The sequence below is a fragment of the Kribbella sp. NPDC005582 genome (genome assembly GCF_040605415.1).
Taxonomy (GTDB): Bacteria; Actinomycetota; Actinomycetes; order Propionibacteriales; family Kribbellaceae; genus Kribbella.
The window spans coordinates 178,095-204,878 of the sequence record NZ_JBEXCU010000004.1; the positions used below are offsets into that span (position 1 = coordinate 178,095).

At 68.2% G+C, this 26,784-nt stretch carries 27 protein-coding genes; 11 read left to right on the forward strand and 16 right to left on the reverse strand.

The features are described from left to right. Nucleotides 1–4 precede the first annotated feature (4 nt). From ABZS29_RS24060 to ABZS29_RS24070, 3 genes are read right to left on the reverse strand one after another with little or no spacing between them, the layout of a single operon-like run. Complete coding sequence (locus ABZS29_RS24060; protein WP_355464731.1) at nt 5–1,699, reverse strand: ABC transporter substrate-binding protein; 1,695 nt, start codon at nt 1,697–1,699, stop codon at nt 5–7. After that, nucleotides 1,696–3,534: a beta-L-arabinofuranosidase domain-containing protein gene (locus ABZS29_RS24065; protein ID WP_355464733.1), complete on the reverse strand. Its 1,839-nt coding sequence runs from the start codon at nt 3,532–3,534 to the stop codon at nt 1,696–1,698. Before ABZS29_RS24065 ends, ABZS29_RS24060 begins: the two co-directional genes overlap by 4 nt. A 57-nt stretch (nt 3,535–3,591) precedes the next feature. Continuing rightward, the gene (locus ABZS29_RS24070; protein WP_355464735.1) at nt 3,592–4,023 is read right to left on the reverse strand and encodes an ester cyclase; all 432 of its coding nucleotides are present in this window, start codon (nt 4,021–4,023) and stop codon (nt 3,592–3,594) included. Between the two features lie 74 nt (nt 4,024–4,097). Here ABZS29_RS24070 and ABZS29_RS24075 point away from each other — a divergent pair, with 74 nt between their 5' ends. Continuing rightward, on the forward strand, nt 4,098–4,691 hold the full coding sequence (locus tag ABZS29_RS24075; protein ID WP_355464737.1) for a TetR family transcriptional regulator: 594 nt from the start codon (nt 4,098–4,100) through the stop codon (nt 4,689–4,691). Here ABZS29_RS24075 and ABZS29_RS24080 read toward each other — a convergent pair. Next, nucleotides 4,688–7,207 carry a polynucleotide kinase-phosphatase gene (locus ABZS29_RS24080; RefSeq protein WP_355464739.1) on the reverse strand — a complete coding sequence of 840 codons (2,520 nt, stop codon included), beginning with the start codon at nt 7,205–7,207 and terminating at the stop codon, nt 4,688–4,690. The genes ABZS29_RS24075 and ABZS29_RS24080 overlap by 4 nt on opposite strands. Beyond that, nucleotides 7,204–8,610, reverse strand: a complete 1,407-nt coding sequence (locus ABZS29_RS24085) for a 3' terminal RNA ribose 2'-O-methyltransferase Hen1 (protein WP_355464741.1) — start codon at nt 8,608–8,610, stop codon at nt 7,204–7,206. Before ABZS29_RS24085 ends, ABZS29_RS24080 begins: the two co-directional genes overlap by 4 nt. Nucleotides 8,611–8,819: 209 nt before the next feature. Here ABZS29_RS24085 and ABZS29_RS24090 point away from each other — a divergent pair, with 209 nt between their 5' ends. Continuing rightward, a complete protein-coding gene (locus ABZS29_RS24090; protein ID WP_355464743.1) occupies nt 8,820–9,134 on the forward strand; it encodes a hypothetical protein in 315 nt (104 codons plus the stop codon). Between the two features lie 27 nt (nt 9,135–9,161). On the opposite strand, the gene folE is transcribed toward ABZS29_RS24090, so the two are convergent. Beyond that, nucleotides 9,162–9,776 (reverse strand): GTP cyclohydrolase I FolE, encoded by a 615-nt coding sequence (gene folE, locus ABZS29_RS24095; protein WP_355464745.1) that lies wholly within the window; start codon nt 9,774–9,776, stop codon nt 9,162–9,164. Nucleotides 9,777–9,852: 76 nt separating this feature from the next. On the opposite strand from folE, the gene ABZS29_RS24100 reads away from it, so the two are divergent. After that, nucleotides 9,853–10,521 carry a helix-turn-helix domain-containing protein gene (locus ABZS29_RS24100; RefSeq protein ID WP_355464747.1) on the forward strand — a complete coding sequence of 223 codons (669 nt, stop codon included), beginning with the start codon at nt 9,853–9,855 and terminating at the stop codon, nt 10,519–10,521. Beyond that, entirely contained in the window at nt 10,514–11,002 is a 489-nt protein-coding gene (gene ybaK, locus ABZS29_RS24105) for a Cys-tRNA(Pro) deacylase (RefSeq protein ID WP_355464749.1), read from the forward strand. Before ABZS29_RS24100 ends, ybaK begins: the two co-directional genes overlap by 8 nt. Here the strand turns inward: ybaK and ABZS29_RS24110 are convergent. The 3 genes from ABZS29_RS24110 to ABZS29_RS24120 form a co-directional block, all read right to left on the reverse strand. After that, on the reverse strand, nt 10,989–12,245 hold the full coding sequence (locus ABZS29_RS24110) for a glycoside hydrolase family 32 protein (protein ID WP_355464751.1): 1,257 nt from the start codon (nt 12,243–12,245) through the stop codon (nt 10,989–10,991). The genes ybaK and ABZS29_RS24110 overlap by 14 nt on opposite strands. Before the next feature lie 3 nt (nt 12,246–12,248). Further along, complete coding sequence (locus tag ABZS29_RS24115) at nt 12,249–14,324, reverse strand: phosphocholine-specific phospholipase C (RefSeq protein WP_355464753.1); 2,076 nt, start codon at nt 14,322–14,324, stop codon at nt 12,249–12,251. Nucleotides 14,325–14,397: 73 nt separating this feature from the next. Then, nucleotides 14,398–15,474, reverse strand: a complete 1,077-nt coding sequence (locus tag ABZS29_RS24120; RefSeq protein WP_355464755.1) for a 3-deoxy-7-phosphoheptulonate synthase — start codon at nt 15,472–15,474, stop codon at nt 14,398–14,400. 253 nt (nt 15,475–15,727) lie between these two features. Between ABZS29_RS24120 and ABZS29_RS24125 the strand changes: the two genes are divergently transcribed. From ABZS29_RS24125 to ABZS29_RS24150, 6 genes are all read left to right on the forward strand, one after another. Then, nucleotides 15,728–16,243, forward strand: coding sequence for a GNAT family N-acetyltransferase (locus tag ABZS29_RS24125; protein ID WP_355464757.1), 516 nt, complete (start codon nt 15,728–15,730; stop codon nt 16,241–16,243). Nucleotides 16,244–16,307: 64 nt separating this feature from the next. Beyond that, a complete protein-coding gene (locus ABZS29_RS24130; RefSeq protein WP_355464758.1) occupies nt 16,308–16,640 on the forward strand; it encodes a hypothetical protein in 333 nt (110 codons plus the stop codon). 4 nt (nt 16,641–16,644) lie between these two features. Further along, nucleotides 16,645–17,193 (forward strand): histidine phosphatase family protein, encoded by a 549-nt coding sequence (locus ABZS29_RS24135; protein ID WP_355464760.1) that lies wholly within the window; start codon nt 16,645–16,647, stop codon nt 17,191–17,193. Then, nucleotides 17,190–17,591, forward strand: a complete 402-nt coding sequence (locus tag ABZS29_RS24140) for a CrcB family protein (RefSeq protein WP_355464762.1) — start codon at nt 17,190–17,192, stop codon at nt 17,589–17,591. Before ABZS29_RS24135 ends, ABZS29_RS24140 begins: the two co-directional genes overlap by 4 nt. Further along, complete coding sequence (gene crcB / locus ABZS29_RS24145) at nt 17,588–17,953, forward strand: fluoride efflux transporter CrcB (RefSeq protein WP_355464763.1); 366 nt, start codon at nt 17,588–17,590, stop codon at nt 17,951–17,953. Before ABZS29_RS24140 ends, crcB begins: the two co-directional genes overlap by 4 nt. Nucleotides 17,954–18,153: 200 nt before the next feature. Beyond that, entirely contained in the window at nt 18,154–18,432 is a 279-nt protein-coding gene (locus ABZS29_RS24150; protein WP_355465563.1) for a WhiB family transcriptional regulator, read from the forward strand. Nucleotides 18,433–18,481: 49 nt separating this feature from the next. Here the strand turns inward: ABZS29_RS24150 and ABZS29_RS24155 are convergent, their stop codons facing one another. From ABZS29_RS24155 to ABZS29_RS24180, 6 genes are all read right to left on the reverse strand, one after another. Continuing rightward, nucleotides 18,482–18,895, reverse strand: coding sequence for a PLDc N-terminal domain-containing protein (locus tag ABZS29_RS24155; RefSeq protein WP_355464765.1), 414 nt, complete (start codon nt 18,893–18,895; stop codon nt 18,482–18,484). A 78-nt stretch (nt 18,896–18,973) separates the two neighbouring features. Beyond that, a complete protein-coding gene (locus ABZS29_RS24160) occupies nt 18,974–19,876 on the reverse strand; it encodes an ABC transporter permease (RefSeq protein ID WP_355464767.1) in 903 nt (300 codons plus the stop codon). After that, nucleotides 19,863–20,669 (reverse strand): ABC transporter ATP-binding protein, encoded by an 807-nt coding sequence (locus ABZS29_RS24165; RefSeq protein WP_355464769.1) that lies wholly within the window; start codon nt 20,667–20,669, stop codon nt 19,863–19,865. Before ABZS29_RS24165 ends, ABZS29_RS24160 begins: the two co-directional genes overlap by 14 nt. Before the next feature lie 25 nt (nt 20,670–20,694). Continuing rightward, nucleotides 20,695–21,777, reverse strand: a complete 1,083-nt coding sequence (locus ABZS29_RS24170; protein ID WP_355464771.1) for an ABC transporter substrate-binding protein — start codon at nt 21,775–21,777, stop codon at nt 20,695–20,697. Nucleotides 21,778–21,869: 92 nt separating this feature from the next. Then, a complete protein-coding gene (locus tag ABZS29_RS24175) occupies nt 21,870–21,995 on the reverse strand; it encodes a putative leader peptide (RefSeq protein WP_355464773.1) in 126 nt (41 codons plus the stop codon). A 40-nt stretch (nt 21,996–22,035) separates the two neighbouring features. Beyond that, nucleotides 22,036–23,427, reverse strand: coding sequence for a M1 family metallopeptidase (locus tag ABZS29_RS24180; protein WP_355464775.1), 1,392 nt, complete (start codon nt 23,425–23,427; stop codon nt 22,036–22,038). Between the two features lie 94 nt (nt 23,428–23,521). On the opposite strand from ABZS29_RS24180, the gene ABZS29_RS24185 reads away from it, so the two are divergent. Continuing rightward, entirely contained in the window at nt 23,522–26,092 is a 2,571-nt protein-coding gene (locus ABZS29_RS24185) for a family 78 glycoside hydrolase catalytic domain (RefSeq protein ID WP_355464776.1), read from the forward strand. On the opposite strand, the gene trmB is transcribed toward ABZS29_RS24185, so the two are convergent. Beyond that, entirely contained in the window at nt 26,073–26,783 is a 711-nt protein-coding gene (gene trmB, locus ABZS29_RS24190) for a tRNA (guanosine(46)-N7)-methyltransferase TrmB (protein WP_355464778.1), read from the reverse strand. The genes ABZS29_RS24185 and trmB overlap by 20 nt on opposite strands. Between the last annotated feature and the right edge of the window lies 1 nt (nt 26,784).

Below are 26,784 nucleotides of genomic sequence, written 5' to 3' on the forward strand. Positions count from 1 at the left end.
GCTACTACTTCCCCGCGTTCTGGAGACCGACCGAGACCAGGTCGATACCACCGGAGAAACCGTCGTGCAGATAGGCGCCGGCGATGTTGCCACCGACAAGCATCAGCACCTTCTCGTACAGCAGCGGCACGACCGGTGCGAGCGCCATGATCTGCTTGTCCAGTTCGCCGTACGCCGTGTTGGCCGCCTGTACGTCGGTGAGTCCCGCGATCTCGGTGATCTTCGCGTTGACCGCCGGATCGTTCAGCTGGGACAGGTTCGAGTTGCCCTTCGGGGTGATGTTGCGGCCGTCGAACAGCGGCGGCAGGAAGGTCGCGCCGGACGGCCAGTCCGGGCACCAGCCGGTGATCGCCGCGTCGTGCTGCTGCGATGTCGTACCGATCACTTCGTAGTACGTCGCGGTGTCGATGGTGTTGATCTTGACCGTGATCTTGAGCGGTTCGAGGGCCTGCTGGATCGCGACCGCCATCGCCTGCATCTTCGGTTGGGCGCGGATGTCGAGCGTGAGCGGGAAGCCCGCCTCGAACCCGGCCTCGGCGAGCAGCTTGCGCGCGGCCTCGACGTCACCCTTGTGGTCCGGGCTCGGGTACGGGTCGTAGTCGACCCGCCCGACCACCGTCGGCGGCTGGATGCTCGTCGCGATGTCGGCCAGCGCCGAGCCACCGACCGCGTCGCGGACCGTCTGCTTGTTCACCGCGAGGTTGATCGCCTGCCGGACCTTGACGTTGTCGAACGGCTTCTTGGTGGTGTTCAGCCCCATGTACGTCGTACAGCCGTTGATGCCGGTCATCGTCCGCTGCTTGAGCTGCGGAGTCTGGATCCGGGCCACACTGGCCGCCTGGATCGTGCCGGCGATCGCGTCGGCATCCGTGCCCTGACCGGCGATCATCCGCTCGTCGATCGTGGCCGGGTCGAGCCCGAAGGTCCACTGGAACCCGTCCGGGTTCGCGCTCCGGACGCTGTCGGACTTCTTGTCCCACTTGTCGTTGCGGACGAGCTTCAGCGCGGCACCCGGCTTGAACTCGGACACCTTGTACGGTCCCGAGGCGATCGGCTTGCTGTCCAGCTGATTCCCGGCGCCCTGACCCTTCGGTACCGGCGTGAAGGTGTTCTGCGCGACCACACTGCCGAAGTCCGCGAACGGCTTCTTCAGCTGGAACACGATCGTCTTCGCATCCGGGGTCGTGATGGTCGGCAGATCACCCGACTTGTACGGTCCCTGGTACGACGCGGGTGCGTCGATCAGCTGCTTCGCGTACGGCGACCCGATGCCGACTTCCGGGTCCCACGCGCGCGAGACGCCCCACTTCACGTCGGCACTCGTGATCGGCGCGCCGGTCTCGAAGAACAGTCCGTCCTTGAGGGTGAAGGTCCAGGTCTTCCCGCCGTTGGACGACTTGCCGGTGTCGGTCGCCAGATCGGGAACGATCTTGGTGCCCTCGGCACCGGGTGCGGCCCCCTGGGTGGTCAGCGTCCGGTAGATCAATCGGTAGAAGTTGTTCACGCCGCCGTCGAAGCCACGCGCCGGGTCCAGATGCGAGAACGCGGCGTTCGCGAGCACCTGCACCGTGCCGCCATGCACGGCCTTGCTGCCGGGACCGGCTGAGTCGCCCTTGGCCCCGTTCCCACTGCCGCCGCACGCGGTGAGCGCGAGGGCGGCCGAGGCCACCATCCCCACCAGCATGGATGTTCTCTTCATCTGCTTTCTCCTTCGCTTCGCAGCCACACGCGCATGGCCAACGCCTCACGGTTGCCCCACAGGAAGTACGGAACGAACGTCACCGGCACTGGGCTGCCGACGGGCTCCTCGACCCGTTCGGTCAGCACGGGGTACAGCTCACTCGGCGGCGCCGGTGCCGCCGCCGCGGTCAGCTCGAGTACGACGTGGTCGCCCTGCCGCCGCGCGGTCGCGGCGTGGACGGCCGCCACCGACAGCAGCAGGTCGTCGACCGGCGCCGGTGAATCTTGTTGCTCGACGCAATAGACCAGCGGACCCCGGGCCACCGCGATCGCGCCGCGGGTGGCGTCCAGGTACGGGTGTGATCCATGCGCTCTCGGTGCCATCGGCAACGACAGCCTGATGACGTCGCCCTGCTGGAAGAGTCGGTTGATGGTTGCCCAGCCCGGCGTGACCGGTTCGCCGTTGAGCCGCGCGTCCTGCGCCCACGCCGGAACCCGGAGCTTGAGCGTCTGCTCGGCGGCGGGTGCGTCCACCACGGTGACCGTGATCTCGCCGTCCCACGGATAGTCGGTGCTGACCGTGACGGTCAGATCCCCGGCGGTGATCCGCGCGTCGGCGTACAGACCGATCGTCAGGGTGTTCTCGCCGGCCGTGGCGACGTGGTCCTGCAGCTCCGACATCCAGCGGATGATGTTCGGCGGGCAGCACGGGCAGCCGAACCACGCGCGCCGCAGCGGTTCGCCGCCGTCCTCCGCGCCGGACCGCTGCTCGTGGTCCGGCCGCCGCTGCAGCGGATTGTCGTAGAAGAACGCCGTGCCGGCTGCCGAAAGGCCAACGGCATAAGCGTTGTAGAGCACGGTCTCGTGGACATCCAGGTACGACGCTTTGCCCGTCGCGAGGAACATCCGCCAGGCCCACTGCATGAGCGCGATCGCCGCACAGGTCTCGGCGTACGCGCGCTCGGAGGGCAGTTCGTACTGATCGCCGATCGCCTCGTCGGAGTGCCGGCTGCCCAGCCCGCCGGTGAGATACAGCTTGGTCGCGACCATGTCGTCCCAGAGCCGCTCCAGCGCCGCGAGCAGAGTCGGCTCACGGGTCTCCAGGTGTACGTCGGTCGCACCGGCCGCGAGGTAGGCCATCCGGACGGCATGCCCGATCACCGATGGCAGCTCCCGGAACGGCACGTGGTCCTGGAAGTACTCCCCCGGGAAGATCGTCCGGGCGAGGTTCCCGCGGCCGCGCCGCTCGACGAACAGCTCGGCCTGCGTCAGGTAGGCGCGCTCACCGGTCTCGCGATAGAGCTCGACCAGCGCCATCTCGGCCTCGGGATGACCGTCGATCGCCGGCTCACCCTCCGGCCCGAACTTGGCGACCACCAAGTCGGCGAACCGGCGCGCGACGGTCAGCAGCCGGTCGTCCCCGAGCTGCCGCTGCGCCGCCACCGCCGCCTGGACGAGATGCCCGAGGTTGTAGAGCTCATGCCCCCAGGCGAGATCGGACCACGGTTGCTTCGGCTGGTCGGGGTCCTGGAAGTAGGAGTTCAGGTACCCGTCGCCGGCCTGCGCCTGCTGCAGCACCTCGACGACCTCGTCGTAGAACGCGCGGATCCCCGCGTCTCGATCCGCCTCGTAGGCGAGACCCTCGAGGGTCTTGTAGAGATCGGTGTCCAGGAACGGATAGCGACCCTGGTACGGACCGACGGCCGGATCCGCCAGCCGACGGAGGTTGTCGAGGTTCCCCGCGGCCCGCAGCTCGCGGATCGCGTGCGGGATCGTCGCCTCGCGGTTCCGCTGCTGCCACGCCTGCAGCAGACCTCCGGTCAGCTCTACGCACAGCTCAGTACGGTGTGACATTGCACAAACCCTAGGTGCAATGTCACACCTTGCCAAGCGATTCCGGGAAGCCTTTTCCTACTTCAGCCTCTCCAGGACGCCCGTCTGCGCGAGCAGAGCGAAGCGGTCGGGGCAGCCCCAGTGCTCGACGATTCGCCCGTCGACGACCCGCGCCATCTCGAACAGCACCATGTCGATCTTTGCGTTGCTCGGCGGTCCGAAGAAGCCGCCGGTCGCGGTCCCCCGGGCCCGGCCGCGCGCCCACACCACATCGCCGACCACGACGGAATCCTCAACCGTGTAAGCAAGATCGGGCATCATCGCGTGCACTTCCCGGATCGCCGCCTTCACGTGCGCCCGCGCCTCTTCCCCGGTGCCGGCCAGGCCGAACTGATGCTCGATCAGGTCTGGTGCACACACCTCGTCCACGATCGCGTCGTTCCCGGTCGCGAATCCCTCGTGCAGGATCCGCTCCAGCACCGCCAGCGGCTCGGTCGTCGTCACAGCCATGAATCCCCCTCTGTTGCACTCATTGTGCACTCGATGCAGTGATACTGCACTGAACACAGTGATAGTGTGCCGACATGGCCGAGGCTGTCAAGACCTACCGTCAGGTCCAGGCGGAAGAGACCCGGATCCGGATCGCCCAGTCCGCCCGCCGGCTGTTCGCCGTCCAGGGCTACGGGGCGACCAGCATCGACGCGATCGCCAAGGACGCCGGCGTCGCCACCCGGACCGTCTACTCGGCCTTCGGCACCAAGCGCGAGATCCTCTCGCTGATCTGCGACCTCTGGCTCGCCGAGGCCGGAGCCCGCGAACTCGCCGACCAGGTCCTCGCGATCGAAGACCCCGCCGACCGCCTCCGCGGCGCCGCCCACTGGCTCACCACCCTGTACGCCGCCGGCTTCGACGTCGTACTGATCTTCGAAGCCGCCACCGACGAGAGCGCCGAAACCAAAGCCCTCCTCCGCGCCAAACTCGCCGGCCGCAACCAGGTCATGGACGCGATCATCGCCTCCCTCGAGCCCGCCCTCCGCGTCCCGCTCCCCCAAGCCCAAGCCGTCTACCGTGCTCTAGCCGCCCCCGGCGTCTACCAAGAACTCGTCGACGAATCCGGCTGGCCCCCCGCCGACTTCGAGCAGTTCGTAGCCGACTCCCTAACCCGCCAACTGCTCTAGAGCCTCGGGTCGACGGGCTCCGACTCCAGGGCCAGTACGGCGAAGACGCATTCGTGGATGCGCCAGAGCGGCTCGCCGCGGGCGACGCGTTCCAGCGACTCCAGACCGAGGGCGTATTCACGCAGAGCGAGAGAGCGCTTGTGGCCGAGGTTGCGGACGCGGAGGCGGTCGAAGTTGGCGGGCTCGGTGTAGTCCGGCCCGTAGATCAACCGCAGGTACTCCGGCCCACGAACCTTCAGCCCAGGCTGCGCGAGACCCTTGGCGGTCCGCACGAGGTTGGCCGCAGGCTTGACCACCATGCCCTCGCCGCCGGCCCCGGTCAGCTCCTCCCACCAGGCCACGCCTTCGTCCCAATTGTCAGCACCGACAAACAGCCGACGAGTAGGCGTGATGAGGTCAGGGCCTGCAGCAACCATTCGGTCCGCGATCCCCAGGTGCCAGGCATGCTCCCGATCCTGGTACGTCGCTCCCTCCGTCGCCAGCACCTGGAACGGAGCGAGCCGAACGCCGTCAAGTCCCGACGTCGGCCAGCAGTACCGCCGATAGGCGTCGGTGAATCGCGCGGCATTGACCGCACGCTGCTCCATCGTGGCCAGCAGATTCCCGACCTCCAGCCCGGCGGCAGCAGCCGACGCCAACGCAGCAGTTGCCGCGGGCAACGACGTACGGGCAGCCGCGCCGACCGCGGCGTACTGGTTCCGGAGCAGGTCCTCGGCCTTTGCGCTCCACGGCAGCAGCTCGGCGTCCAGCAGCAGCCACGACGTGCCGAACTCGGCGAACAACCCGGCCTCGACAGCAACCGCACGCAGCCGCGACAACAGCTCGTCAGTCAACGAAGGCTCGAAGAACGATCGCCCCGTCCGAGTGTGGATCGCGCCACGCCCAGCCAGACCGAAGCGCTTGAACGCGACGTCATCGTCCTGCGTCAGCAGCACCACCGCCCGCGAACCCATGTGCTTCTCCTCGCACACCAGCTCGGTCACGCCCTGCCCGCGATACGTCTCGAACGCCTGCAGCGGGTGCTCGAGCAATCCCGGCAGCGGCGACGTCGCGACCGGACTCATCGTCGGCGGCAGGTACAGCAGGAACCGCGGATCGATCGCGAACCGGCTCATCACCTCCAGCGCCGCGCCGGCCTGCTCGGCGCGAACGCTCAGCCGCCCGTGCGACGACGTCTCGATCACGCGCCGCCCAGTGACATCGGTCAACTCCAGTACGTCGGGCTCCCGCGCCGGCGCCGACGCGACGTGCAACGGTTTCGCCGGGGCGTAGTACTCCTTCGCCGCCGCTACCTGCACCAGCTCGCGCTCCGGATAACGCAATGCCGTCAGCGATCCACCGAACACACAGCCCGTGTCCAGACAGATCGTGTTGTTGATCCACTCCGGCTCCGGCGTCGGCGTGTGCCCGTAAACGACCATCGCGCGCCCGCGGTACTCGTTCGCCCACGGATACCGCACCGGCAGTCCGAACTCATCGGTCTCGCCGGTCGTTTCGCCGTACAGACAGAACGATCGGACCCGGCCGGAGGCGCGGCCGTGCATGCGCTCGACCAGACCGGCGTGCGAAACGACCAGCTTCCCGCCGTCGAAGACATAGTGCGAGATCAGCCCGTCGATGAACGTCGCGACCTCGGCCCGGAACTCGGCGGGCTCGTCCTCAAGCTGCGCCAGCGTGGTCTCCAGGCCGTGACTGACCTTGACGTTGCGGCCTTGCAGCGCACGCAGCAGCTTGTCCTCGTGGTTCCCGGGCACACAGTAGGCGTTGCCCTGCGCAACCATTCCCATCACGAGCCGCAGTACGCCGGGACTGTCCGGGCCGCGGTCGACCAGATCGCCCACGAAGACCGCCCGCCGCGACGGGTGCACGGCGTTCACCGGCCGTCCCAGGTCGTCCCGGGTCAGCGTGTAGCCGAGCTCGGTCAGCAGCTGCTCGAGCTCCGGCCGGCAGCCGTGGATGTCGCCGATGATGTCGAACGGGCCGGTCTGATCGGTCAGGTCGTTGAAGAGCCGGGTGCGTTCGATGCTGACGGCATCGATCTCCTCGACACTGCTGAGCACATGGACCTTGCGAAACCCTTCCCGCTTGAGGCTCCGCAGTCCGCGCTTCAGCTGACCGAGCTGCCGCGTCACCACCTGCGCGCCGAACTGCCGGTCCGGCCGCTGCTGGTTGCGCTCCACCGCCACTCGCTCCGGCGGGTCGAGCACGATCGCCACCGGCAGTACGTCGTGCTCCCGCGCCAGCGCGACCAGTTCGCGACGAGCCTCGGGCTGCACGTTGGTCGCGTCGATCACGGTCAGCCGACCGGCCGCAAGCCGCTTACCGGCAATGAAATGCAGGACCTCGAAAGCGTCCTTGGTCGCCGCCTGGTCGTTCTCGTCGTCCGAGACCAACCCACGACAGAAGTCGCTGGAAATCACCTCGGTGGCCTTGAAGTGCTTCCGCGCAAAAGTCGATTTGCCCGACCCGCTCACACCGACCAGAACCACCAGAGAAAGTGCCGGTACGTCGATCATGCCGCCACCTCCGAACGACGGAAGAGCGCGAGCTGCGTCGGCGGACCCACCTCAGGATCCTCGGACCCGACCGGACGGAACTCGACCGCATACCCATACCGACCGGCCACCTCACGAGCCCAGTCTTGAAACTCGGAGCGAGTCCACTCGAACCGGTGATCGGGGTGCCGGAACTCACCGGCGGGCAGGGATTCGAAGCGCACGTTGTACTCACTGTTCGGGGTGGTCACGACGACGGCGGCCGGGCGAGCGGCCTGGAAGACGGAGTGCGACAACGCAGGCAGCCGCGGCGGATCGACGTGCTCGATGACCTCCATCAGCACCGCAGCGTCCAGCCCGGCCAGCCGCTCGTCCGCGTACGTCACCGACGACTGCAGAAACCGCAGCCGGTCCCGCTGGCGGTCAGGCAGGTCGTCGTAGTGCAGCCGCCGCTTCGCGGAGATCAATGCGCGCGCCGAGACGTCGGTCCCGATCAGTTCGCCGACCATCGGGTCCTTCATCAGCTCCCCCACCAGCGCGCCCTCACCACATCCCAGGTCGACGATCCGCCGGGCTCCGAGCTCCCGCAGTACGGCGGCCACCGTCGTACGACGCTCGACCGCCAGCGAGACGGGTCCTTCGGCCTCCGGCGCCTCGTCGGCCACCTCGACGCCGTCGGCCTCGGCCAGGCGCTCCAGCGCGTCATCGGACAGGTAGCGGCGGTGGCCGAGATAGCGGTGCGAGATGAGGTCCTTCTCGGGGTGCGTGCCTAGCCAGCCGGCACCGGCCCGGACGAGCTTGTCGACCTCGTCGGAGCCGACCCAGTAGTGCTTGGCGTCGTCCAGGACGGGCAGCATCACGTACAAGTGATTGAGTGCGTCGGCCAGCCGCACGACGCCGGTCAGCCGCAGATCGACGTACCGGGAGTCGCCCCAGCTGGGCACCTCCGGGTCGAGCGGTACCGGTCGCGCGTCGACGGCCCAGCCGAGGGGCGCGAACATCCGCTCGGCCAGCTCGGTCCCGCCACGGCACGGAAGCGCCGGCACGTGGATCTCCAGCGGGATCGCGGCCGCGGCGAGCTCGGGCCGGGCGTCGCAGCGGCCGATCATCGCGGTCCGGAAGAACTTGCCGAGTGCGACCGCGAGCAGGCTGGAGGCGGCGTACGGGCGGTCGTTGACGTACTGCCCGAGGGTGAAGCCCTCCGAGGATTTGCCGCGACCGGCTCGCACCAGAGCGATCGGATCGATCTCAAGCAGAACGGCCGCCGTACAACGGGTGTCGGTCGCCTCCGGGTAGAAGACATGCGCTGTCCCACCGGTGATCGCGGTGCTCTGCGGTCGGCCCGGGTTCTTGTGCAACAAGAACCCGAAGTCGCTCGCGGGAAGGTCGAAGCCGGCTAGGTCGGTGGTCAGGGTCAGGAACACTGCGCCATTCGATCACGCCGGGGCGTTCAAACCCTTCTTCTTTTAGCGGATCGGAGCTTGAGACACGCCTGCCGATGTCTGGCGTGTCGGGCACTTTGGTTCTAGCTTGTTGTGCAGAAAGAGTCGCTACAGATCGTTCTTCCCCGCTGACACTTCGTACTTGTCCCCGGTTTGTGGCGAGCGCCCGACCAACCACGGGGAAAGGACCAATGAAACCCCAGACCTTCGAACTTCTGCGCTATTCCGACATCAGCGGGGTCTCCGGGACCGGCATCGTCGCCGAAGGCTGCGTCTTCACCGACGGTTCGGTGGCACTGCGCTGGCACGGCGCCAACCCGTCCACCGCCGTCTGGCCGGATCTCGACTCCATCCTCGCCGTCCACGGCCATTGCGGCGCCACCGTCGTGCGCTGGCTGGACGTCTCCGAGATGGAGCCTGTCCCCGGCACCGACCTGCTGCCCGGCGAGGTGGCGCACATCCTCGCCACCGGGCGGCACACGCACCACAAGGCGGTCTCCGCCTGAGCTGACGAGCTTCGGCTGGCCGCCGGACTACGGGGTGAGGCCGGTCAGCGCGAAGAACTCCTGCCGCGAGCTCGGCTTGTCCCGCAGGACGCCGTGCAACGCCGACGTGACGGTCCGCGAACCGACCGCCCGGACGCCGCGCAGCGACATGCACTGATGCTCGGCCTCGATCACGACGCCCACGCCCTTCGGCGCCAGGTGACCCTGAAGCCAGTCGGCGACCTGCTTGGTCAGCCGCTCCTGCACCTGGAAATCACGCGCGAACAACTCGACCACCCGGGCCAGCTTCGACAGCCCGAGGATCCGGTCGCCCGGCAGGTAACCGACATGCGCGACGCCCTGGAACGGCAGCAGGTGGTGCTCGCACAGCGACTGCACCGGAATGTCCTTGGCGAGCACGAGCTCGTCGTAGCCTTCGTCGTTCGGGAAGGTCGTCAGCGCGAACTCGCGTGGTGTCAGCATCTCGGCGTACGCGCCCGCGACCCGGCGCGGGGTGTCCGCCAGGTGCGCGCTGTCCGGGTCCCGCCCGAGCGCCCGCAGCAGATCCGCGACCGCGCGCTCGGCGGCCGGCAGATCGATGTGTTCGCGCCCCGCGACGATCCGCAGCGGCGACACGGGTTCCAGATCGGCGGAGATCGCCATCGCACTCACTCCCTGAATCTTCAACGAGTCGCCATCATACTGTTAAACCAACCAATGTTGTCGATACAATCGGGTCGTGGACACCGACTGGAACGCCGGCCTGCAGGCCGTCGCCGTACTCGAGGAGCCGACCCGGCGCCGCCTCTACGAGTACGTCGTCGCGCAGGCCGAGCCCGTCAGCCGGGACGACGCGGCCGCCGCGCTCGCGATCCCCCGGACCACTGCGGCCTTCCACCTCGACCGGCTGACCGAGGAAGGTCTGCTCGCCACCTGCTTCGAGCGCCGTACCGGCCGGACCGGCCCCGGCGCCGGCCGCCCCGCGAAGCTCTACCACCGCTCCGACACCGAGATCGAGATCAGCCTCCCCGAGCGCCAGTACGCCGTCGCGGGCCACCTGCTCGCCGCCGCCATCGAGGACGCCGAGGCCACCGGCGGCTCTCCCCGCGCCGCGGTCGACCGGCTGGCCCGCGAGTACGGCGAATCACTCGGCCGCGCCGGCGCCGGCCTGCCGGTGCTCGAGATCCTCCAGCGGCACGGCTTCGAGCCCCGCCTCGATGGCGACGACATCGCCCTCGGCAACTGCCCGTTCCGCCGGCTCGCGGCCGACTACACCCAACTCGTCTGCACCATGAACCTCAACCTCCTGGCCGGCCTGGTCAGCGCCACCGGCACGCCGCACGAGGCCCAGCTCGCCCCGGCCCCGAACCACTGCTGTGTTCGTCTCGTATCCTCGGCGGGTGGCTAAGAGCAAGCAGTCGGCGGGGACGCCGGCGACGGTGGCGTTGACGAAGGCGAAGATCGAGTTCAGCACGCACGCCTACGAGCACGATCCGGCGGCGAAGTCGTACGGGCTGGAGGCGGCCGAGGCGTTGGGGCTGGAACCGGAGCAGGTGTTCAAGACGCTGCTCGTCGAGGTCGACGGCAAGCTGACGGTCGGCGTCGTACCGGTCGACAAGCAGCTCGATCTGAAGGCGATCGCGGCCGCGGCCGGCGGGAAGAAGGCGGTGATGGCCGACCCGGCCGCCGCCGAGCGCACCACCGGGTACGTCGTCGGTGGCATCAGCCCGATCGGTCAGAAGCGGCCGCTGCCGACCGTCGTGGACAGTACGGCGACCGAGCACGCGACCGTCTATGTGTCGGGCGGCCGGCGCGGACTCGACATCGGCCTGTCTCCCGCCGACCTGATCGCGATCACGAAGGCGCGGACTGCGGCTATCGCTCGCTGACCCAGATCGACGCGAGCTCGTGGATTGTCAATGCGTCGATCCGGAGCAGCCCGTCGGTGAATAGCTCGAGGTCGCCGGACTTCACGTTGTAGCTCTGGTAGACCTCACCATCGTTGCCGAAGACATCGAGTTGATCGCGGTCCACGAGCAGTCGCACCTTGACCTTGCCGTCCTGCGGCTGGAGCGGTACGCCGTTGAGCTGGAACCGCTGCATGTCCCGAACGTCGACTGTTGCCTCGAGCTCGTAGGTATCCACTTGTATCTCGGACAACAACTGACGTGCGGCGTCGGCATCCAGAGTCAGGTTCTTCCACCTCCAGGTGTTCTGTCGCAGGGACTCGATCTCGGGGACCGGCGTGCTGACCACGCGGATTCCGTCAGCCGTCCGGCGCAACTTGAGGTCCACCGGAAACGACGCGTTGCCCATCCAGGTCGATCCGCGATTCTCGCCCTGCCAGGCGATCGAGACGATCCGATCGCCGTCGAGGTTCGAGAAGTTCAGCGCCGCGTAGTACCCCGCACCGGCGAACGTCTCGGTCTGGTTGATCTTCTGCGGAACCGTCCAGTCGCTGCGGAACGCCGTACCGTCCCAGTCGCCGACGTAGTACTCACCGCTGGCGCTGTGCAGAATCCAGTGATAGTCGCCGTCGAGCGGCATCCGGATCAGGTTCGGGCACTCGAACAACCAGTCGGCCGCGAACCTCGATGCGAAGGTCCAGTGCAGGAGATCGCTCGAGGTGAAGAAGTCGACACCGTTGCCCCCGGCATCGCTCCAGACGACCATCCCCCAGTGTTCCGACACCGGATCCCAGAACACCTTCGGATCGCGGCTGGTCCCGGCCGGCGTGACCACCTTCCGGCCACCGTCGTACGGCGCGAAGGTGAAGCCGCCGTCGAGGCTGTAAAAGATGGACACGCCGTTCGTGCCGGAGTAGACGATGATCGGATCGTGGTCCCCGACCTTCAGGCCACTGTGGTTGCCGAGGTCAACGACCCCGCCGCCCGACCACAGCTCACCGGGATGGATCGACGGGTCGAGCGCGATCGGCTGCTCTTGCCAGTGCACGAGGTCGGTGCTGGTCGCATGCCCCCAGTGCATCGTGTCCCAGACCAAAGAGTTCGGTGCGTGCTGGAAGTACAGGTGGTACACACCGCGGTAGCAGAGCGGCGCATTCGGATCGTTCATCCAGCCGCGCCGCGGGCTGAAGTGGAACTGCCCGCGGTTCTCCTCGTGATAAGCCATCCGTCAGCCGGTGACGCCGGCCTTGCCGGTCTCCAGGTGCCCACTCAACCGCCGCCGGTACGTCGTGTCCTCGACCACCGTGACCTCGACGTCGTACCAGCCGTGGTCGGTCGGCCACTCCACCTCGCGGGTCTGCTTGCCGCGCAACGTGACGGTGACTGTCTTGCTGCCGTAGCCACGGGCCTTCAGCTTCAGCGTCAGCGGCTTGCGAGACGTGTTGACCAGCGCCAACTCCAGGCCACTCCCCCGCTGGCAGGCCCGCACGTCCAGACCTGCCGCAACACCATCGCTCGAACCCGCCAACTCGACCCAGAACCGGTTCGGCCCCTGTACGGCGATCTCGTACGGACCCGCGACCGCGATCGCCTCGGCGTGCTCCCGCCGTACGTCGCGATGGGCAGGTTCGGGCAGTTCGCCGCCGTACGGGTAGATCGCGAAGTGCACCGGCTCGCTGCCGTCGTTGCTGAGGGCCACCTTCAACTTGCCATCAGCAACCAAACCGGAAACCGACGGCCGGTAAGGCAAAGGCCGCGCCGGACGCCGGCCCGATTCCTGTTGCGGGACTGCCTGGTCGACCGGCGGGGTCGGCTTCCAGCGCGCGATCGGCGCGGGGACCGCACCGGGAGCATCGACCTTCGGTTGCCGGTACGAGCGGTCGAAGTCGAAGGCCGACATGAGGTCACCGCAGGCAGTCCGCCGCCACCTGCTGATGTTCGGCTCGCGGACGCCGGTCCAGCGCTCCAGGAAGCGCAGTACTGAGGTGTGGTCGAAGACCTGCGAGTTCACGTGCCCGCCGACGGTCCACGGCGACACCACGGTCATCGGGACCCGCGGACCGAGCCCGATCGGCTGACCGTCGTACCAGTCGTCGTCGTTGCCCGAGTCGGGGCGCGGTGCGACCGGCGGCGGCACGTGGTCGAAGTAGCCGTCGTTCTCGTCGAAGTTGATGAAGAGCGCCGTCTTCGACCAGGTCTCCGGGTCGGACGCGATCGCGTCCAGCAGGTCGTAGACGAGGTTCGCGCTGCCGACCGGAGTCGACGTACTCGGGTGCTCGGAGTCGATTGCCGACGGCACCAACCAGCTCACCTGCGGCAGCGTGCCCGCCTTGATATCGGCCTTCAGCCGCGGAATCAGCGACTCCGGCTCGGACCGGTACATCGCCTGGTGGAACAGCTTCTGGTCGGCCGCGGGCAGCTTGGCCACCGCCGCCGCGAGCTGCTGCAGGGCCTCGGCCTGCTCGGCCGGAGTCTTCTCGAAGAGCTTGTCGTAGAACTCCTCGGTGGTCCGGTAGCCGCCCGGCACCGAGGCCAGGATCCGGGTCCCGATCTCCTTGAAGGTCTTGAAGTACTCGACCGCGTTGTCGGTGAAGTTGTCCCACTCCTGGTAGATCTGCCAGGACACGCCGGCCTTCTCCAACCGCTCCGGGTACGACGTCCAGTCGTAGCCCTTGTGGTTGTAGTCGTACGCCGCGTTGGTGACCGCGCGCTGCGTGGTACCGGGCTCGTAGCCGACGGTGCCGGACCACAGGTAGGTGCGGTTCGGGTTCGTGGAGCCGTTGACCGAGCAGTGGTAGGCGTCGCAGATCGTGAAGGTCTCGGCGAGCTCGTACTGCAACGGGATGTCGCGGCGCTCGTAGTGCGTCATCGAGGCGGCCGTCTTGGCCTGCACCCAGTTGTCGTTCCAGCCGTTGCTCCAGGCCTGGGTGGCGTCGGTGAAGCCATGCGCGAGCGCACCGAGGTACTGGATGTCGTCGGGGTTGCGGCCCGCCGCGGCGGCGGCCGCGCGGATCGAGAACGGCAGCACCTCACCACCTGCGGTCTTCGGCTGATGGAACACGCTCTTGCCGTTCCGCAACCGCAGCGGCTGGCGGTCGCCGTACCCGCGAACTCCGCGCAGCGTCCCGTAGTAGTGGTCGAACGAGCGGTTCTCCTGCATCAGCACGATCACGTGCTCGATGGCCCGCAGCCCACCCCGCCTGGCGGGTTGCGCCATCGCGGTGTGCAGCGACGGCGGGAGCAGCGACAACGCTGCCCCGCCGGCCGCGGAACCAAGGACCAACCGCCGGGAGATATCCGTCATGGTCCGGACCTTATGAGGGGCCTATGACCACCGCAAGACCCCCGAGTGAACTTCCGGTACTGCTCAGAACTGTTCAGCCGCGCCGCTTTAGGGCAGCGTCACGCAGCTCGGACAGTACGGCCTCGGTGGTTTCCCAGCCCAGGCAGGCGTCGGTGACCGACTGGCCGTAGGTGAGTTCGCGGGTCGGGTCGAGGTCCTGGCGACCCTCCTGCAGGAACGACTCCAACATCACGCCGACGATCGCCCGGTTGCCGGCCGCGACCTGCGCGCCGATCTCCGCGGCGACGACCGGCTGACGACGGTGGTCCTTGCGGCTGTTGCCGTGGCTGGCGTCGACCACGACCCGCTCGGGCAGGCCCGCCGTACGGAGCAGGTCGGTGGCCGCTGCGACGGACTCGGCGTCGTAGTTCGGGCCGGCGTCGGAGCCACGCAGGACCAGGTGGCAGTCCGGGTTGCCGCGGGTGTGCAGGATCGCCGGCGCCCCGTCGTGGTCGATACCGGTGAAGACATGAGGTACGGCGGCCGCCTTGATCGCGTCGACCGCCGTGGCGATGCTCCCGTCGGGGCGGTTCTTCATCCCGATCGGCATCGACAGACCGGACGACAGCTGCCGGTGGACCTGCGACTCGACCGTCCGCGCGCCGATAGCGCCCCATCCGACGGTGTCCGCGATGTACTGCGGCGTGATCGGGTCGAGGAACTCGCACCCGACCGGCAGGCCGAGCTCGGTCACCTGCAGCAGAAGCTGACGAGCCAGCCGCAGACCGCGGTTCACATCGCCGGAGCCGTCCAGACCCGGGTCGTTGATCAGGCCCTTCCAGCCCAGCGTCGACCGCGGCTTCTCGAAGTACACCCGCATCACCACGAGCAGACCGTCAGACAGCCGCTCGGCGACCGGCCGCAGGCGCTCGGCGTACTCGAGGGCGGCGTCGGCGTCGTGCACCGAGCATGGACCGACCACGACCAGCAGCCGGTCGTCGACCCCGTTCAGTACGTCGACCACGGCCTGCCGACCGTCGCCAACTGTCTGCGCGAGCTCGTCGGTCAGGGGCAACTCGTCGTGCAGCGCCAGCGGCGTGATCAACGGGACGGTCTTCTCGATCCGCCGGTCGACGACAGACGCTTGCTCGGATCGCGGGAGGGTGTTCATGGTGGTGGGACCTTTCCGCCGGAGCACCGCGGAAGGTCGCAGTCAGCCGGCTGGGAACAAGAAAAGGCAAGGACGGTTGTCCTTGCCTTCGGGCCGGCTGCAGTGCGGTAGGTGGGCGTCAGCGATCAACTGAGCTGCCCGGCACCACAGCCGGCCACTCAAAAAATCGCCAATAGCAACGCTTCACGGGACCGAGAGTACCACCCGGGCAAATCCGATGGCATCCACCACTCGGTCGTGGTTGTCTCACCCGGTGACCATCCGACCTGCCACCGCCGCCGACCTCCCCAGCCTCCAGGACCTGGAAGTGGCCGCCGGTGCGCTCTTCCGCGCGATCGGAATGGCGGACATCGCCGAGCACCCGCCGCCGCCCCTCGAGGCGTTCGAGCACGCCCGCGCCGCCGGCCGGCTCTGGGTGGTCACCGACGCGGACGACCGGCCGGCCGGGTTCGTGCTGACCGAGATCGTGGACGGCGCCGCCCACATCGAGCAGGTCAGCGTGCATCCCGACCAGCAGGGCCGCGGGCTGGGTCGGGCACTGATCGACCACGTCGGATCCTGGGCTGTCGCCCAAGGGCTGACGGCGCTGACGCTCAGCACGTTCCGGAGCGTGCCGTGGAACGCGCCGTACTACGCCCGGCTCGGATTCGTCGAGCTGTCGCCGGATGAGCTGACCAGCGGGTTGCGCGTGGTTCTGGAGGCGGAGACGGCCTTCGGGCTGGACCCGGCGGCGCGCGTGTTCATGCGCCGACCGGCACCTGACCAGTAACCAACCTGGTCGCGGGCTCGTTGAGGGCTGCAACAACGGGTCGACATCTGAGGGGTGCTGGACAGTGAGGCCGCGGGTCTTCGAGCTGGTGCGGTACCGGGATCCGAGTGGGGTCTCCGGGACCGGTGTAGTGGCGGAAGGCTGCGAGTTCAGCGACGGGTCGGTGGCTTTGCGGTGGCGGGGTGCGAACCCGGCGACAGCGGTCTGGCCCGGCCTCGACGCCGTGCTCGCCGTGCACGGCCACCAGGGCGCCACCGAGGTGCGCTGGATCGAGACCCCAACCCCGACGACAAGCCCCCAACCGCCCGGAGGCATCGATCAACTCTTCGACGAGCTTCATCAGATCCGGCCACCGTCCGCTCCTCAGGGGTGGGCCGGGGCCCGACATCTTCGCTAGGCCCATGCCGGTCACGCAGATCTATCTGGTCCGGCACGGAGAGCCGGACTACGCCAGGATCGACGATCAGGGGCTGCGCGGAGCCGCGGCCGACTCGGCACCGCTGACACCGGACGGGGTGCGGCAGGCCGAGGAACTGGCCGACCTGCTCGGCGGGATCGGCGCGACGTACCTGGTCAGTTCGCCGTACACGCGGGCGCTGCAGTTCGCCGCGATCGTCGGGCACCGGCTCGCGCTCGGCGTCCGGGTCGACCACGATCTGCGCGACTGGTCGCCGGACCGGACGGGCACCTGGCGCGGCCGCGCCGACGTACTGGCTGCGAAGGCCGAGTTCGAGGCGTACGGCGGCGAGTGGCCGGACGGCATTCAGCGGGCCTGGGAGCCACTGTCCACGATTCGGGAGCGAGCGGAGACGGCGCTCGCCCGGCACGCGGCCGGCACGGACGGGCCGGTGCTTGCGATCACGCACGCGACGGTGATCCGGGCGCTGACCGGCGAGACCGGGACTGCGCACGGGGCCCATGAGTACTACCGCTACGCTCCGGCGGTGTGAGCGACGTTCTGCAGCCAGAGCTGCCACGAGTGCTCGGCGTGGTGGCTCTCGGCGGGATCATCGGCTCGCTGGCCCGCTACGGGCTCGCGACGGCGATCCCGCACGCCGTTGGCGGGTTCCCCTGGGCCACGTTCCTCACGAACGTGACGGGCTGCCTGGCGATCGGCATCCTGTTCGCCCGGCTCACCCCGCAGTCGCATCCACTGCTCCGGCCGTTCCTCGGTACCGGCATCCTCGGCGGCTTCACGACCTTCTCGACGTACACGGTGGAGACGGAGAAGCTGCTGCACGTGCAGACGCACGCGCATCTGATGGTTGCCTTCGCCTACTTCTTCGGCACGATCGCCGCAGCGTTGCTGGCGGCAACGCTCGGCGAGTGGCTCGGACGGCGCCGGTGACCGTTCTGCTCATCGCCCTCGGCGCGGCGATCGGCGCGCCACTGCGGTTCATTGTGGACAAACTCCTTGTGACACGGCTGTTGCGGGCCACCGGCGACCGGATGCCGTTGCCGTGGGGCACCTTCGCCGTCAACGTCATCGGCAGTTTCGTGCTCGGCCTGATGACCGGCGTGACGAATCAGAACTGGACGTTGCTGGTCGGCGTCGGCTTCTGCGGCTCGTTCACGACCTACAGCACCTTCGCTGCCGAAACGACCGCTCAATTCGATTCGGGGCAGCGGGCAAAGGCTTTGCTCAGCGTGCTGCTCACCCTCGGATTCGGCCTGCTGGCAGCCGTTTTTGGCGCATCGCTCACTAAGTGACCCATGTCACACCGGGTAAGACCATGGTCACGCTCTCCGCGTGAAACGCCGTGATCACAGCCTGCAACGCCACGCCGCGATAACGAATGGACCGAAGTTCGAGACAACAAGGGTTGAACTCGGCATGAGTTGAGCATAGTTTTCACCGAGCGCCCGTCCGCGCTCACGGTGAGTCATAGGAGGTTGCCATGTCGAGAGGGATGCCTCGCCTACCCCGCCCGCTCATGGATCTGTGGGACTGGCAGTCGCAGGCCGCGTGCCGCGATGTCAACCCGGAGCTGTTCTTCTCCCCCGAATCGGAGCGTGGCGTTCGCAAACGCGCTCGCGAGATGGTGGCCAAGTCGCTCTGTGGAACCTGCCCGGTCCAGCCCGAATGCCGTCAGCACGCCCTCGCGGTCGGAGAACCGTACGGCGTCTGGGGCGGCACCACGGAGTCCGAGCGCGACAACGCCCCCCTGGAGCACCGCAAGTCCGCCTGAGAAGCCGCGCCCCCGCCGCCTCGGAATCGAGCCGGCCGCGGGCGCGGTCTCACGACTTACCGTCGTCGGTTTCAGTTGACGGCGCGTCCCCGGTCGGAGTTTCGTCGGCCGGTGGTTCCGGATCCTTGGGACGTGATGTGTCCTCCGGCCGGTCGGCCGGCGGCTTGATCGTCGTCCGCGGGTCCCGGTAGCGATCCAGCGACTTCAGGAAGTCGGGATCGTCGTCGGGCGCCAGCGACCGTCCGGTGGGCCGCGACGGCCGGACCGGACGTTCCCGCTGCACGGCGGTGGTGCGCTGCATCAGGAGCCAGACGATCGGCCCGACGAACGGGACGAACACGATGATCAGGATCCACACCAGCTTGGGCAGGTGCGGGACCTCGTCGTCGGGGGTCTGGATGCAGGAGAACAGCGCATAGACGCTGAGGACCAGGCTGATCAGGAACGGCAGGAATCGGACCACATCCCCACAGTACGGCGCGCAGCCGAACGGGGACCGCGACGCGAGCCCCAGTTGCCGAGCCGTAACCCCGCGAACCGATCAGTGAGCCGCGCTGGTCAGCCCACGCGCCTTCAGCACCGAGTTCTCCAGCGGCCGGAAGACGAGCAGTTCGATCCCGACGCCGACCACGAAGATCAGCGCGATCCCCGCGAAGACCATCGAGATGTCCGACAACGACATCCCGTTGTGCAGGTACTGACCTAACCCCTCACCGAGATCCGGCGAGGTCGCGATCAGCTCGGCGGCCATCAGCGACCGCCACGAGAACGCCCAGCCCTGCTTGAGCCCACCAAGGAATCCGGGCAGCGCGGCCGGCAGCAGGATGTACCGGATACCGCCCAGTCGACCGGCTCCGAGCGCCTTGCCGACCCGCGGCAGGATCGGCGGCACCTGGTCCAGACCGGAGACCAGACCGTTCGCGATCGACGGCACCGCACCGAGCAGCACGACCCAGTAGATGGCGCCGTCGGTCAGACCGAACCACAGGATCGCGGCCGGCACCCACGCCACCGACGGCAGACTCTGCAGACCCGACACCAGTGGCCCGATCCCCCGCCGTACGACGCGGATGTTGGCGATCGCCAGACCGAGCGGTACGGCGATCACCAGCGAGATCGCGAACCCGATCACCGCGCGATGCACCGAGACCCAGAACAGCTCGATGATCTTGCCCGTCGTCACCAACTGCCAGACCTGAGCCCACACATCGGCCGGCGCCGGAAGCTTGAACTCCGGCCAGAACGCGGCCGCCCACAGGATCTGCCACACCACGACCAGCAGCACGACCGCACCGACCGGCGGCAACGCCCGCGCCGCGATCCGCCGAAGCAGCGATCCCTCCGAGGCAACCACCGGGGTGTCGAGGGCGTCGAGGCCGGCCCCGACCGACCCGGTGTCGAGGGATGGCGCGACCGCGCTCTCCCTCAGATCAGGCTGCGGCATGGCTGCTGATCACCTTGCGCAGTTCGAGGTTGATCTCATCCACGGCATCCGACTCCGCCGTACCGGCCAGCCCTTCGACATCCCATTCGCGCACGACCCGGCCGGGCCGCGACGACAGCAGCACAACGCGCTGCCCGAGCCGCACTGCTTCACGGACATCGTGAGTGACGAACAGGATCGCCGTACCGGTGGCTTGCCAGATCCGCAGCAGCTCACCCTGCAGGACGTCGCGAGTGATCGCATCGAGCGCGGAGAACGGCTCATCCATCAGCAGCAGCGACGGCTTGCCCGCACCCGAACCAGTGTTGTCCGTGGTCGACGCGAGCGCGCGGGCCAGCGCGACCCGCTGCCGCATTCCACCCGACAGCTCGTGCGGACGCTTGTCACCGAGCCCGGCCAGCCGCACCAGCTCGAGCAGCTCCGCCGCCTTCGCCCGCCGCTGCGCCTTCGGTACGCCGGCCATCCGCAACGGCAGCTCGACATTCCCGGCCGCGGTCAGCCACGGCATCAGCGCGGCCTCCTGGAAGACGACCGCCGGCCGCGACGAGCTCAACTCGATCCGGCCGCTGGTCGGCTGATCCAAGCCGGCCACCAGGTTCAGCAGCGTCGTCTTGCCGCACCCGGAGGCACCGAGCAGGCAGACGAACTCCCCCGCCGTGACCTCGAGGTCCACGCCGTCCAGGGCCACGACCTCCTTGCGGCCGGTCCCGAACGCCTTGCCCACCTGGTGAAAACGCACCGGACGCACTACGTTCTCGCTCACCGTGCGGGGTACCTCGACTGTCGCGGTCATGGTTTGCTCCTCGATCTGTCTCGGACTACTTGGTGTCGAGACCGGCGGCGTCGACCGTCGGCTTTCCTGCTTTGCTCAGTACGTCGTTCAGCGGGCCGAGGTCCGCGAACCCGGCCACCACCGGCGCCGCCGGAACGATCCCGGCCGCGGCCTGGTCCTTGGCCAGCTGCGGGAAGGTCGACGCGATCGGGTCGGCGGTGATCTCGATGTTGCCGAACGCGCGGTCGATCACGGCCGGCTTCAGCTCCTTGCCGGTGAGTGCCTTCAGCTGCTTGTTCACCGAAGCCTTCGCCGCCGCCTGGTCCTTGTTCGCGGAGTCGATCGCGGCGACCAGACCGCTGAGCAGCGCCTTCACGGTCTCCGGGTGCTCCTGCAGGAACTGCGTCCGCACGATCAGCACCGTGGTCGGGAACTTGCCATCCGGCCAGATGGTCTTCTCGTCGAGCAGGACCTTCGCGCCGGCATCGAGGACGAGCCGCGACGACCAGGGCTCGGGCAGCCAGGCGGCGTCGACCTTGCCCTCCTTGAACGCGTCCAAGGTCTGCGCGTTCTCGAGGTTGGTCACCTTGACCTTGCCGGTCAGGCCCTTGTCGGACAGCCACTTCTTCAGCGACACGTCCTGGGTGTTGCCGAGCTGCGGCGTGACCACGGTCTTGCCGACCAGGTCCTCCGGCTTGGTGATCCCCGGCTTCACCACCAGCTGCGCACCGCCGGAGGTCGCACCGGCGATCAGGCGGACCGCCTCACCCTTCGACTTCGCGTAGGCGTTGATGGCCGGTCCGGAACCGATGAAGGTCGCGTCCAGCGAACCGCCGAGGAGGGCACCGACCGCCTCGGGGCCGGCGTTGAACTTGGTCGGCACCAGCTTGGTGCTGCCGAGGTCCTTGCTGAACAGGTTCTGGTCGAGACCGACCAGTGCGGCGGCGTGCGTGACGTTGGGGAAGTAGCCGAGCCGAAGCTCCGCGGCCGGGCCCTTGCCGGTGGCGGCGGCCGGAGCGTCTTTGCCCTCGGCCCGGCTGCACCCGGCGGCCGCGACCACGAGGGTGAGCGCAGCCGCGGAGGCGGCGAGCAGGCGGCGACGAGCAGGACGGAAACTGGAGATGCGCACAGGTGACCTTCGGTGGATGCGGGTGGCCGGGAACGACCACGAGCGGGCGTGAATCAGCGAGCGGTGGAACGGGCTGAGTGCGACGCCGAAGGTCAACAGGTTGCGGAGGCAACGCGGAGCAGGTCGACATGCCGACGGCGCGTGAGCGCGTCGGCTGGCCGGTTGGCGGTGACCTGCATGTCTCCATGAAACCGGACAAAGTCCATCAACCGCCTCATATTTCACGATTCGAGACAACAAATCGCGATGTGAGACGGATCAGCCAGGGAACGGCGGAGTCTTCGCTCCGTAGATCCACTCCCTCACGAACGCCGTCAGGTCCTGACCTGAGACCTCGTTGACCACGTCGATGTAGTCCTGGGTCGAGGCCGCCTTGTTCCGGAACCGCTCGAAGAAGGTCTTCTCGATCTGCTGGAAGGTCTTCAGCCCGAGCTTCTGCCGGAGCGCGTAGAGCGTGACCGCGCCGCCCGGATTGGTGCCGTACAGGATGCTGCTGAGGTCGGCCGGTCGTCCGGGTGGCCCGTACTTCGGTCGCTCCCCGGACTCGAACTCCCACGCGTCCCGCATGAAGTCGTCGAGCTTCCGCCGGCCCTTCGCGTCGTGGTACAGACCGGTGTAGTACGCCGCGTGCCCCTCACTCAGCCACATGTCGTCCCACGTCTTCACCGACACCGCATTGCCGAAGTACTGGTGGACCAGCTCGTGCACCATCGTGCCGTCGGAGCCATCGACCGGTCCGGTCAGGTAATCCGCGTTGAACATCGACAGCGTCGCGCTCTCCAGCGCGTACCCGGTCACGCCGCCGACGCCGAGGACGCCGTACGTCTCGAACGGGTACGGCGCCCCGATCGCCTCCTCGACCCATTGCAGCTGCTCGGGCACGAGTCCGACGCGCGCTCCGGCCGCCTTCGCCTTCGAGCTGTCGACGAAGCTGCGTAGCGGCAGTCCGTGCGGTCCCGTGCCCTTGAACTCGGTCAGGTGGCCGACCGCCAACTGCGCGACATGCGTCGGGATCGGGTCCCGCGTCCCGAACACGTACGTCGTCCGCCCGGCCTTGGTGCGCTCCGACCGCAGCGTGCCGTTCGCCACCGCTTGGTAGCCCTTCGGCACGCTCACCCGGAAGCTGACGCGCGCCTTGTCACTCGGGATGTCGTTCATCGGGAAGAACAGGTGCGACCGGTTCGGCTGGCCCATCAGCTCGAAGCCGCCGTCCCAGTCCGTCCAGTGGTCGAAGTTGTCCTGCTCCGGAAAGGACGGTGACTTCGGCTCGAGCGATCGATCGGCCACAAAGCTGATCGCGGTCCGGAACGGCAAGCCGGGCAGCAGTGCGATCCGCGGCTTGACGGTCAGCTTCTCCTTGCTGTTGTCGAGCTGGTACTCCGCCGGAAGTCCGTTAACGGTCACCGACTTCACTTGCCGGGCGACCGCGTCCAGGGTGAAGCTGGACAGACCGTGTTCCGCCCGGGCGACGATGTCCACCGAGGCCGGCATTTGCGACGTTCCCGGGGAATAGTCGTAGGCGACGGCGTACGACTGGACGTCGTACCCGGTGTTGCCCAGTCCGGGCAGCAGCCGTTCGGTTGCCTGCGCGGTGGTCGACGACGTAACGAGCATCACCCCGCACAGTGCGGAGAGTCCGATCTTCTTCATACGCGCTCCCTGTCGAGTTGCTGGTGGGTCACGCAGCAGGTAATCAGGGAGGGCATATCGTCCCCGTTGACTTTTTGCCGAGGAGCCGCCGCCGATGCAGGTCCGATCACTGAAGACCGAGTACGCCGTCCGCCCGCTCGGCACCGATGTCGATCGACCCCGGTTCAGCTGGCTCGTCAGCTCCCCGCAGTACGGCGCGATCCAGACGGCGTACCAGGTGCGGGTGCGGTCGGGCGAGGCCGAGGTCTGGGACTCCGGCAAGGTGAGCTCGTCGCAGACCTTCATCAAGTACGACGGCCCAGCGCTAACGCCGCGGACGCGGTACGACTGGACGGTCCGGGTCTGGGACGGCGACGATCGCGAGACGGAGTGGGCTGCGGACGAGTGGTTCGAGACCGGTCTGCTCGACGAGGGCTTCGGTGCCGCTCAGTGGATCGGCGGGTCAACCGGCAGCGCTCCGCTGTTGCGTCGCACGTTCGCGGTCGATGGCGCCGTCCGGCGGGCGCGGCTCTACGCGAGCGGCCTCGGGTACGCCGACCTCCGCGTCAACGGTCAGCCGGTCACTGACGCCGTACTGGATCCGGGCTTCACCGACTACGGCCGCACTGTCCTCTATGTCACGCACGACATCACCGGCCTGCTGCAGACCGGCGACAACGCGGTCGGCGCGGAGCTCGGTCGCGGCTTCTTCGGCATGAACACGCCGAACGTCTGGCGCTGGCACCAGGCCCCCTGGACCGCCGAGCCGCGACTGATCGCCCGCCTCGTCATCGAGTACGACGACGGCCGCGTCGCCGAAGTGGTGAGCGATCCGTCGTGGCGCATCACGGGCGGCCCGACGCTCTCGGACTCGCTCTACACCGGCGAGACGTACGACGCCCGCCGCGCACTGGCCGGGTGGGACACAGCCGCTTTCGACGAGTCGGCCTGGTCAGCCGTCTCGGTCGTCGACGCGCCGGCCGGACAATTGCGAGCGCAGGAGCACGAGCCGATCCGCGTCATCGAGACTGTTGATCCGGTGCAGCTGGACGAGGTGCGAGCCGGGGTCTGGATCGCCGACTTCGGCCGGACCACGGCCGGGTGGGCGCGGCTGCGAGTCAGTGCGCCGGCCGGGACCACGATCAGTCTGACCTACGGCGAGACGGTTGCCGACGGCAACGTAGTTGCGGTGAACGGGCATGTCGAGGGTGACCGGATCCAGCGGGACGAGTACATCGCGGCCGGCTCGGGGGTCGAGGAGTGGGAACCACGCTTCTCCTACAAGGGCTTTCGGTATGTCCAGATCTCCGGTGCACCACGGCGGCCGGACGTGCAGCTGCGGGTCGTGCACTCCGACGTTCAGTCCGTGACCACCTTCACCTCGAGCGAGCCGGCGTACGAGCAGTTCGAGCACGCCATGCGGCGGACCGTGCTCAGCAACCTGCACGGGATCCCGACGGACACACCGTTCTACGAGAAGAACGGCTGGACCGGCGACGCGCAGGTCGGCGCCCCGACCATGCTGGCCACACTGGATCTCGCGCGGTTCTTCACCAAGTGGGTGGGCGATATCCGCGACAGTCAGGCCGAATCAGGGCAGCTGCCGGTGATCGTCCCGACCAACGGCTGGGGTTTCACCGAGCTCTCCCCCGCCACAGAGTGGCCGACCGTCTACCCGATCCTGCTGCACGAACTGCACCGCGCATACGGCGACGTCCGGCTGCTTCGCGACCACTGGAATGCGCTCACTCGCTACCTGGCCTGGGAGCTCGATCGGGTCGAGGACGGCCTGTCCGTCAGTGTGCTCGGCGACTGGCTCCCACCCGGGTACGGCGACGGCCCGGCTCCGGAAGACCGCCGCCTGACCGGTACGGCGTACCTGTATCGCGCCCTGCTCGCGGCAGCGGAGATCGGGGATCTACTGGGTGAACCGCATGAGTACCGCAAGGCCGCGGCCGAGCTCGCCGACGGATTGAACCGCACCTTCCTGGATCGCGAGGCGGCGGTTTATCGCAGTGCCGACGATCCCGATTATCGGCAGACGTCGAACGCCGTACCGCTTGCCTTCGGCATCGTTCCCGAGGAACTCGTCGAGCGCGTCGCGGCCAACCTGGCGGCGGATGTCGAGGCGCGCGGGTTCCACCTGAACACCGGATGCCTCGGGGTCGGCGTGCTGCTGCCGGTACTCACGGCGCACGGCTACGGCGATGCGGCAACCAAAGTGGCGCTGCAGCGGAGTTATCCCAGCTGGGGTTACTGGTTCGACCTCGGCGCGGACACGATGTGGGAGATGTGGGAGGCGAACTCACGATCGCGCAACCACTACTTCCAGGGCACGGTCGTGCAGTGGATTCTGGAGAACGTCGCCGGTCTGCGCAACGCCGGTGCCGGCTGGGAGCGGATCGTGGTCCGGCCTGATGCGCGCGGCGAGACCACGTCCGCAAGCATTCGGACCGAGACGATCCGCGGCCGGGTGTCGGTGCGGTGGCGCAGGGTCAGCCGCGTGTTCACGCTGGATGTGCAGGTGCCCGTCGGGATGACGGCGTCCGTGCACGTGCCGTCCGAGTCCGCGGCCGACGTTGCCGCCGTACCGCAGTCGCTGGCGGGTGAAGCGACGTACGAGGACGGGTACACGATCTACACGGTGGGCGCGGGGATCTGGAACTTCACGAGCCGGTCGGCGTGACCTTCGTGTAGAGCAGGTCGCGGACCTCGCGGCCTTCGGCCTGGGCGCGCGACTCGAACTTCGTCACCGGACGCCACTCGGGCCGCGGGGCCCAGTCGTCGTACTGGTTGTGCAGGGTCGGCTCGGCCTCGCAGACCGCCAGCATTTGGTCGGCGTAGTGCGTCCAGTCGGTTGCCAGGTGCAACGTTCCGCCCGGGCGCAGCCGGGACGCGACCAGCGCGACGAACGGCGGCGCGATCAGCCGGCGCTTGTGGTGCTTCTTCTTCGGCCACGGGTCCGGGAAGTAGATCCGGACGCCGTCCAGCCCGGCGGGCGCGACGTGATCGGTCAGGAACACGATCGCGTCACCCTGCAACAGCCGCAGGTTCTCCAGGTCGTACTTCTCGGCCAGCATCATCAACTGGCCGAGACCGGCTGTGTACACCTCGGCCGCGAGGTGATTGACCTCGGGCGCCGCCAGCGCGAGCTGCGCGGTCCCCTCACCCATCCCCGAGCCGATCTCCAGTACGGTCGGCGCCTCGCGGCCGAACCACTTCACCAGATCGGCCGGCCCGGCCGGCAGATCCTCCAGCCTCACCCCGAGCTCGGACCAGTGCGCGTCCCAGGCTCGCCGCTGCCCGGCCGTCATCCGCACCCCACGCTGCGTGGTGCTCAGCACACCCCGCCGCTTGATCCGATCCGTCGTCTCCACC